This is a genomic window from Aquitalea sp. S1-19, assembly GCF_024343515.1.
The window spans coordinates 1-7,573 of record NZ_RJTZ01000134.1; the positions used below are offsets into that span (position 1 = coordinate 1).

A 7,573-nucleotide genomic window follows, 5' to 3' on the forward strand; every position below is an offset into this window, starting at 1 on the left:
ACCAGCAAGGGCTGGGCACGCGGCCGGACGGTAATCCGCAAACGGCCAGCACCGGTACCGCCGAGCGCATCAATGATGGCTGCAATAGCTGGCAAGATCTCATCGCCCGTGCAGACAGCCGCATGTATCAGGCCAAATCAAGCGGCCGCGACACCATCAGCTGTCACGCCCCCGGCCATGCACGGCCAGCCTGCGCAATATGCTGCAATTACAACCAAAGTACCTGCAGCACTGACAAAGCCCCCGAAAAGCGGGCAGAGTCCGTGGCGCTTGGATAAGCGTAGTCTTAGCGCGTGATGATTTTCAGCAACGTGGCCATAATGATCTGCAAATCCTCAAGCAGGCTATGGCTTTGTGCATAACGCACGCAGTAATCCAGCTTCTGCGGCAGTATCTCCTCGATATACGCCCGCTCCGGGTCGTCTGCCCCGCCCAGGATTTCGTTCTCGTCTATCATGCGGATCGACGCCCAGTCGGTAATACCGGGGCGCACCGATAACACCAGCGCCTTCACCTCGTCCGGATAATGTGCGACATACTTGGGCACCTCGGGGCGCGGGCCGACTACGCTCATATCCCCCAGCAAAACATCGATCAGCTGCGGCAACTCGTCCAGCTTGGTCTTGCGTAGCAGACGCCCGGCACCGGTCACGCGCGCATCGGCCCCCACCGTCAACTGGCCACGCCCTTCGGCCCCTACCTGCATGGTGCGGAACTTGTGGATGCGGAACAACACCCCGCCGCGCCCGACCCGCAGCTGGCGGAAAAACACCGGCCCGGGCGAATCGGCCTTGACCCACAACGCCACCGCGAGCAAGACCGGTGCCAGCAATAACAGCCCCAGCGACGACGCCACGATATCAAAGACGCGCTTGAGCGCGCGCGAACCATGACCGGCCGGCGCACAGCAAGGCAAAACAGGACGGGAATCCGGCAAACTCATGCGCCCAATACCTCGCGCACCGCAGCAATCACCCGCGCCTGATCATCGGCGCTCATACGCGTATACAGCGGCAAAGTCACTTCGGCTTCAAACGCCGCCTGCGCCGCCGGATAGTCGGCTTGCGTCAGGCCGTAGCCGTCGCGCCACACCGGGTGCAGGTGTAGCGGGATAAAGTGCACCGAGCAGCCGATACCGCGCTCGGCCATCTGCACGATAAAGTCGTCACGCTTGATGCCGGCTTCGGGCTTAAGCCGCACCGGGTACAGATGCCAGGCATGACTGCTGGCTGCATGCGCGGGGCGCGCCGGCAGGATCAGCGGCAGATCGCACAGTTCGGCATCGAAACGCGTCGCCATCTCCTCGCGCTGGGTGTGAAAGCGGCGGATTTTCTTGAGCTGATGGATACCGAGCGCGGCGGCGATATCCGGCATGTTGTACTTGAAGCCGGGCGCGATCACTTCGTAGTACCACGCCGGCGTCTTCGACTGGTAGCGGTCGAAGGCATCGCGGCTGATGCCATGCAGGCGCATCACCTTGCAGCGCGCGATCAGGTCCTTGTCCTTCGACACCACCATGCCGCCCTCGCCGGTGGTCATGGTCTTGTTGGCGTAGAAGCTGAACACGGTCACGTCCGAGTCCAGCGCGCCGACCAGCTTGCCCTGATACAACGCCGGCAGCGCATGCGCGGCGTCTTCCACCACCTTGATACCGTGTTCGCGCGCCACTGCAATAATGCTGTCCATATCGCAAGCCAGGCCGGCGAAATGCACCGGCATCACCGCCTTGGTCTTAGGCGTGATCGCTGCACGCAAACCCTCTGCCGTCATGTTCAGCGTCACCGGGTCGACATCGATAAACACCGGATCGGCGCCCAGGTAGCGCACCACCTCGGCAGTGGCGGTAAAGGTGTAGGTCGGCACGATCACCTGGTCGCCCGGACCAACGCCAATCGCCTCCAGTGCCAGGTGCAGGCCGGCGGTAGCAGAATTGACCGCGATCGCCTCCACCCCGTCGCCGATAAATTCGGCAAAATCGGCCTCGAACTGGCGTGTTTTCGGCCCGGTAGTCACCCAGCCCGAACGCAATGCGTCGACGACTTCGGCAATCTCGTCCTCCCCGATATCGGGCAGGGCAAACGGCAGGAATTTTTGTTCGATCATCATTTTTCCACTACATGGATGGCTCAGGCCATCAAAAAATTATTGCGTTGCGCTCGGGTTATATTTCTGGTCCAACGAGTTAGCCAGCGCGTTGACTTCTTTTTCTTTATGCTCGCGCTCGAACCGCTCATAAAGCACATGTTCAAGAATCGTGTAAGCATCGAGAAGGTCTGACCGGCTAATAGCTGATTCGTGCGAGCCTGCATTACCCAGCCACTTTATAGCTAGTAAACGCTGCATCAAACCTTCATCCGTCTTACCCAGCAACTCCAGACGCTGATGCAAGTTCAGAGCTCTTCCTTTTACACCTATACTTCTTCGCTGGATCGGAGGTTCAATCACATCAAGCAGAAGCTCAACTGCTAGCCTGATCTTATTTGCACAACTGGCCTCATCCAGCCAGTACAAGGAAAAAGACTGCTGAAGCACAGCCATCAATTGAGAATGATCCATAGAGGGAGGTATTCTTAAAATTGGAGGAGCCGGATAAAAGCTTTTGATCTGATAAATTGAGTAACACTCACCCGTATCATAATCCAGCTGCCCTCTTCCATTACCTAGAGCAATAGATACCTCACCACACGAAGAGCACTTATAATCCGCCCTAAAATACATCAACAGATGATCTTCAACATCAAACCATTCTTCTCTAAAATTTTTATTTGACTCAGCACTCCACCAACTGGCAAAAGATTCTTTATTTTCAACCCTTAATAAACCAGAGTCACAAACTGGACATTGCCACTCAGGAATACTTGGCTTAACAAACCAGTTCAACCATTTTTTCTTTTCATCTGCATTCACCTTTCGGTCCTCATGCAAGCATCAATAAACCGCCGCGCCAGCACCTTGTAATCGTGATTGGCCAGTACATACTGGCGCCCGGCCGCCCCCATGCGTCCGCGCGCATTCGGCGTCGCCGCCATCATCTCGCGTACCGCAGCGGCGATCGCGTCGGCGTCTTCGCTTGCCACACTGAGGCCGCAAGCAGCCGCCGCGACGATGTCGTTGCCGGCGTCGACCGAGTGGATCACCGGCTTACCGGCCATCATGTAGTCGAACAGCTTGTTCGGGTTGATGCCGAAACGGTAGATCGGCAGCTTGCGCCAGCCGATATAGAGCGCGTCCATTTCGGCCAGAAAGGCCGGCACCGCACGCTTGGGAATCGAAGGCAGGAACAGCACATTGGAGAGACCCAACGCCTTGGCCTCGGCCTGCAGCGCCGCCTTGTCCGGGCCGTCGCCAACCAGCACAAAAGTCACTGGCGCGTCTTTCAGGCGGCTCGCCGCCTGCAGCAAGAAGTCGAGCGCATTAGCCAGACCATGGCCGCCGGCGTAGCCGAGCAGAAAACGCTTGTCGGCCTTGAGCCGGGCGATGGCCGCCTGGTGCTCTGCCGGCAGCGCCTCGGTCTCGCCCTGCCACTCGGCCACGTCCACACCATTAGGCACCACCGCGTACTTGGCCGGGTCCATACCGTGCGCCACCATATAATCCTTAGCGCACGGCAGCATCGACACCACGGTGTCGGCCTTCTTGTAACCGAAGTCCTCGGCCCACTGCAGCAGGCGGATAAACGGGTGTTTGGGGCTCATGCCGCCGACTTCCACCGGCGTCAGCGGCCACAAATCATGCACCTCGTACGCCAGGCGCGCACCGGTCTTGCCGGCGATAAACGCTGCCTGCACGGTATCCAGCGGGTAGGTGCTCGACGCAATAACCAGGTCCGGCTTCCAGTCGCGGATAAAACGCCCGGACAAACCCATCAGCCGGCGCAGGAAGGCAAAAATATTCACCACCCGCTTCGCGCCGTTGCCGTCGTAACGCGGCGTGCGGCACCAGGTATAGCGGATGCCGTCTATGCTCTGGTCGGCATAGGCCTTGGCAAGCTCGGGGTTGTGCTGGCGAAGGTGCGAGTAGTCCGCCGCCACGATATTCACTTCATGTCCGGCCTTGACCCATTCGCGCGCCAGGTAATAGGGGCGGAATTCCATGCCGTGCATGGGCGAGCCGGCGTAGTGGTTGATATACAGGATTTTCATCTGGAGCTTATCGTCGTTTACGGTGAATGGGGCATGCGGGCAGATGTCTGCCCTAGCACGCCTCCAGCGTCCGGTACAAGGCGACCAGCTTTTCACCCTCGGCCGCCCAACTGTATTTGGCCAGCACCGCCGCGCGCCCGGCCTCGCCCATGGTTTGGGCGCGTGCTTCATCGGCCATCAGTTCGCGTATTGCGGCGGCAATCGCCTGCGGGTCTTGCGGGTCGACCAGGAGGCCGCAGCCAGCGTCATCGACAATGGCGCGCCACACCGGAAAATCGCTGGCAATCACCGGCATGCCGGCCGCCATATACTCGAACAGCTTGATCGGCAGCGCATCGACATAGTTGGGCGTGGGAAACAGCGTCACCAGACCGATCTTGCTGCGGGCAAGCACTTCGCCTACCCCGCTACGGTCGAGCACGCCCAGATCATTGACCCGTGCCCAGCCCGCTTCGCGCTGCATCTCTTCATACAGCCCGGCCTCGCTCCACAAACCGGCCAGATTCAGCCGCACACCAGTGTCGGGCAAGGCGGCGATAATCGGCGCGATGCCGCGTATGCGCGAGATACTGCCCAGATAACACACCTCGTTGCGCCGCGCTTCCCACGGTGTATCGCGCACCAGCTCAGCCAGAATGGGGAAGTTGCAGATGGCAACGCTGCGGCTATTGCGTGACAAAAAGCGGTCACAGATATGCGGGGTCGAGGTGACGATGGCGTCAAAACGCTGCACCGCCCAGTCTTCCACCCGCTCGACGCTGCCCGCGACCAGCGGACGCAAGGCACCGGGTATCCAGTGCTTGCCCAGAATCTGGCGCGGCATGTCCTCATGCACGTCGTAAATCACCTTGATGCCGGCCTGCTTCAGGCGCAACGCGGCAGGCACCAGTTCAGGGTCGTGAAAGTGCACCACATCGGGCTGCAGCGCCAGCGCGGCATCGAATACGCGCTTGACGGTCGCCGTCATGCGCCGCATGCGCCCGCCGCTTTTCGCACCCACATCATGGATGCGCACCCCCTGCCTGATTTCTTCGCCCAAACCATCGGCGACAATCAGGCTGACGTCAAAGCCGGCATTGGCCAGCGTGACGCACTCTTTGACGAAAATACGGATATCGTGGCGCGGGTGGGCGCTGGTCAGGTGGACAATTTTCATCAGGATTTCAGGCGTTTTCAGGTAAGTGCAGCAGCTCGCCATACAAGGCGGCAAACTGCGCCATATTGTCGCGGTGCAAGGCTTTCTTGCTAATCAGTTTGCGGTTGAGCGTCGCGATCTCGTCGAGCTTTTCATCATCCGTGGCAGCATCCATCGCCTGCATCAGCGCCGTATCCAGCCGACCCAGGTCTTCGGCAATCTGGCCATTCAGACCATCTATCACCCACTCAAGGTTGGCCGGCAGATTGGATAGCAGCGGCAGGCAGCCATGGCCCATGGCCTCCAGCAAGCTGATGCTGGTCGCGTCACTCTTGGGCACGCTGACAAAAACGCGGCTGTCGCGATAGAGCGCAGAGAGCTCGGCCGCCGGCACAAAGCCGGTAAAGTCGACGCGCTCAAGCTTGAGCGTTGCCGCCAGCGCCTGCAGTTCCCCGCTCTCCTCGCCACTGGCGGCAACCGTCAGGCGCCAGTCCGGGTAACGCCCCGAGGCCTCGACCCCGGCCCAGGCACGCAAAATGGTGTCGATACGGTACAGCTTTTTGTGCAGACGGCACGACAGCACGCGCCGGGATTTAGTCGCAGAAGGCGCTGGCTCAGGCAGGGCATCCATGCCGTAATTGAGAATGGCGATGCGCTTGCCGTTGCCTGCCAGCTCGCGGATCCTGGCCGCCATATAAAGCGAATCCGAGGTAATCAGATCGGCGCTGGTCAGGTTGGATTTCACCATCTGCGCCATCAGCGGATTGCCCTCCGGCAGCAGCAGCACATCCGAACCCCAGGTCGTCAGCATCAGCGGGATATTCAGGCCGCGCGCGGCGCGCGTAGCATGCCAGGCCACGCTATTGGCCTGATGGATATGCACGACATCCGGCTTGACCGATTTCATCCAGCCACGCAGCTTGCCTACCGCCGAAAACGAGGAAAAACGGAAATCGACACGCAGCACGCCAGCGAGATTAGCCGGGCGGCGCCCTTCGGGCACCTCGGCATTGGTCGCCAGCCAGATTTCCCCCACATGCGGGGCGATGCCCTCGAGATAGCGCCAGGTATGCACCGAGGCCGAGCCAACCAGCAGCAAACGTTTAATTTTCATCGGCCCAGGCCTTGTACAAAGGTTGCAGTTCGGGATGGGAGGCCAAAAATTCGGCATCACGTTTACGGGTATCGCCCACGATCTGCGCCGGATTGCCGGCGAGAATGGCAAAGTCGGGATACTCCCCGGCATCCACCCGTGAATAGGCCGACACCAGCGTGCCCTTGCCCAGACGCACCCCCGGCATCAACAGCGTATGCGGACCAATAAAGCTGTAGTCGCCGATCACCGACGGCTTTTTCAGATAGCCTACATGGTTCTGGTGGTCGAGATAGGCCGCACCATACAAGCGCACGGTATCGTGGCTGGAATGGGTCAGCAGCGAAACATAGTTGGTAATCTGGCAGCCCTCGCCGATATACAGCCCGCCGGAGGCATCGATCATATTGAAATGGCCGATAAAGACATTGTCTTCCAGCTGCAGCTTATGCGGGTGCTCGATGCGGGTCATATTGGAGATGCGCACCCGGCGCAGGCGCACGCCGTCGCTGCGCGTCAGGCCCAGCACCATGCGCGGGCCGATCAGACCGGACAGGCGAAAACGCAGGCTATCCCATAGTCTCATGGCCGCACCGCCCGCCATAACCAGACAAAGTAACAGGAGAAATAGAGTGTCATGACTACCGAGACTAACGCAAAAGCGGCGCTCACGTCCTGCCAGAAAACAAAACCGCCCCATAGCGCGCTCAGGAACAAGGCGCTGCCGGCGACGGTAAAGGCAAAAGCGGTACGCTGACGGTTAATCACCAGCGGCACCATGCCCAAGGGCGAGGCGACAAAGTGAAACAGGATATAGGGCGACAGGGCGCGCGCGTAGTTGCCGGCCATGCGCCAGTCTTCGCCGAACACCCAGGCAAACAGGCTATCGCCCCACAACATGATGACGAAAAACGGCGGCAAGGCCAGCGCCGATAAAATGACCAGCGTCTTGTTAAGATAGGGCAATAACGATTCGCCCCGGTTCTTGGCCGCTGCCATATCGCGGTAGGCCACTTGCGCCACCGCCTGCCCCACCAGCGCCGCCGGCATCTTCAGCACCCGCATCATCAGTCCATATAAGCCGACCGTGACCGAGCCTGACAATAGCGTCAGCAAGGTCACCGCAAGCGTGTCCTGCAAGGCGCCGATAAAGGCATGCGGCGCATTGATGCGCGGAAACTCGCTGTACACGCGGGCCACCTC

General features: G+C 59.8%; 8 protein-coding genes and 1 pseudogene. 1 reads left to right on the forward strand and 8 read right to left on the reverse strand.

Annotation, left to right across the window (positions count from 1 at the left end; translation table 11 throughout):
- A pseudogene (locus EGI20_RS15500) lies at positions 1 to 278 on the forward strand (hypothetical protein); the annotation flags it as partial.
- Between the two features lie 8 nt (positions 279 to 286).
- On the opposite strand, the gene EGI20_RS15505 reads toward EGI20_RS15500, so the two are convergent.
- From EGI20_RS15505 to EGI20_RS15540, 8 genes are all read right to left on the reverse strand, one after another.
- Complete coding sequence (locus EGI20_RS15505) at positions 287 to 943, reverse strand: sugar transferase (RefSeq protein WP_498632290.1); 657 nt, start codon at positions 941 to 943, stop codon at positions 287 to 289.
- Positions 940 to 2,106 (reverse strand): DegT/DnrJ/EryC1/StrS family aminotransferase, encoded by a 1,167-nt coding sequence (locus tag EGI20_RS15510; RefSeq protein WP_498632516.1) that lies wholly within the window; start codon positions 2,104 to 2,106, stop codon positions 940 to 942. The genes EGI20_RS15505 and EGI20_RS15510 overlap by 4 nt, the downstream gene beginning before the upstream one ends.
- Positions 2,107 to 2,142: 36 nt before the next feature.
- On the reverse strand, positions 2,143 to 2,907 hold the full coding sequence (locus tag EGI20_RS15515) for a DUF4145 domain-containing protein (RefSeq protein ID WP_498632518.1): 765 nt from the start codon (positions 2,905 to 2,907) through the stop codon (positions 2,143 to 2,145).
- Positions 2,904 to 4,142 (reverse strand): glycosyltransferase family 4 protein, encoded by a 1,239-nt coding sequence (locus EGI20_RS15520; protein ID WP_498632520.1) that lies wholly within the window; start codon positions 4,140 to 4,142, stop codon positions 2,904 to 2,906. Before EGI20_RS15520 ends, EGI20_RS15515 begins: the two co-directional genes overlap by 4 nt.
- A gap of 52 nt (positions 4,143 to 4,194) precedes the next feature.
- Positions 4,195 to 5,298, reverse strand: coding sequence for a glycosyltransferase family 4 protein (locus EGI20_RS15525; protein WP_498632521.1), 1,104 nt, complete (start codon positions 5,296 to 5,298; stop codon positions 4,195 to 4,197).
- A gap of 7 nt (positions 5,299 to 5,305) precedes the next feature.
- On the reverse strand, positions 5,306 to 6,391 hold the full coding sequence (locus EGI20_RS15530) for a glycosyltransferase family 4 protein (RefSeq protein ID WP_498632523.1): 1,086 nt from the start codon (positions 6,389 to 6,391) through the stop codon (positions 5,306 to 5,308).
- Positions 6,381 to 6,956 (reverse strand): acyltransferase, encoded by a 576-nt coding sequence (locus EGI20_RS15535; RefSeq protein WP_498632525.1) that lies wholly within the window; start codon positions 6,954 to 6,956, stop codon positions 6,381 to 6,383. Before EGI20_RS15535 ends, EGI20_RS15530 begins: the two co-directional genes overlap by 11 nt.
- The coding region (locus EGI20_RS15540) for a lipopolysaccharide biosynthesis protein (RefSeq protein WP_498632527.1) at positions 6,953 to 7,573 on the reverse strand (621 nt) is incomplete at its 5' end. The genes EGI20_RS15535 and EGI20_RS15540, both read right to left, overlap by 4 nt.

Bases quoted from the DNA above. Each gene is read 5' to 3' on its own strand.
- EGI20_RS15510 (WP_498632516.1), bottom strand. From the start codon at position 2,106: ATGATGATCGAACAAAAATTCCTGCCGTTTGCCCTGCCCGATATCGGG.
- EGI20_RS15520 (WP_498632520.1), bottom strand. From the start codon at position 4,142: ATGAAAATCCTGTATATCAACCACTACGCCGGCTCGCCCATGCACGGC.
- EGI20_RS15530 (WP_498632523.1), bottom strand. From the start codon at position 6,391: ATGAAAATTAAACGTTTGCTGCTGGTTGGCTCGGCCTCGGTGCATACC.
- EGI20_RS15535 (WP_498632525.1), bottom strand. From the start codon at position 6,956: ATGAGACTATGGGATAGCCTGCGTTTTCGCCTGTCCGGTCTGATCGGC.
- EGI20_RS15505 (WP_498632290.1), bottom strand. From the start codon at position 943: ATGAGTTTGCCGGATTCCCGTCCTGTTTTGCCTTGCTGTGCGCCGGCC.
- EGI20_RS15525 (WP_498632521.1), bottom strand. From the start codon at position 5,298: ATGAAAATTGTCCACCTGACCAGCGCCCACCCGCGCCACGATATCCGT.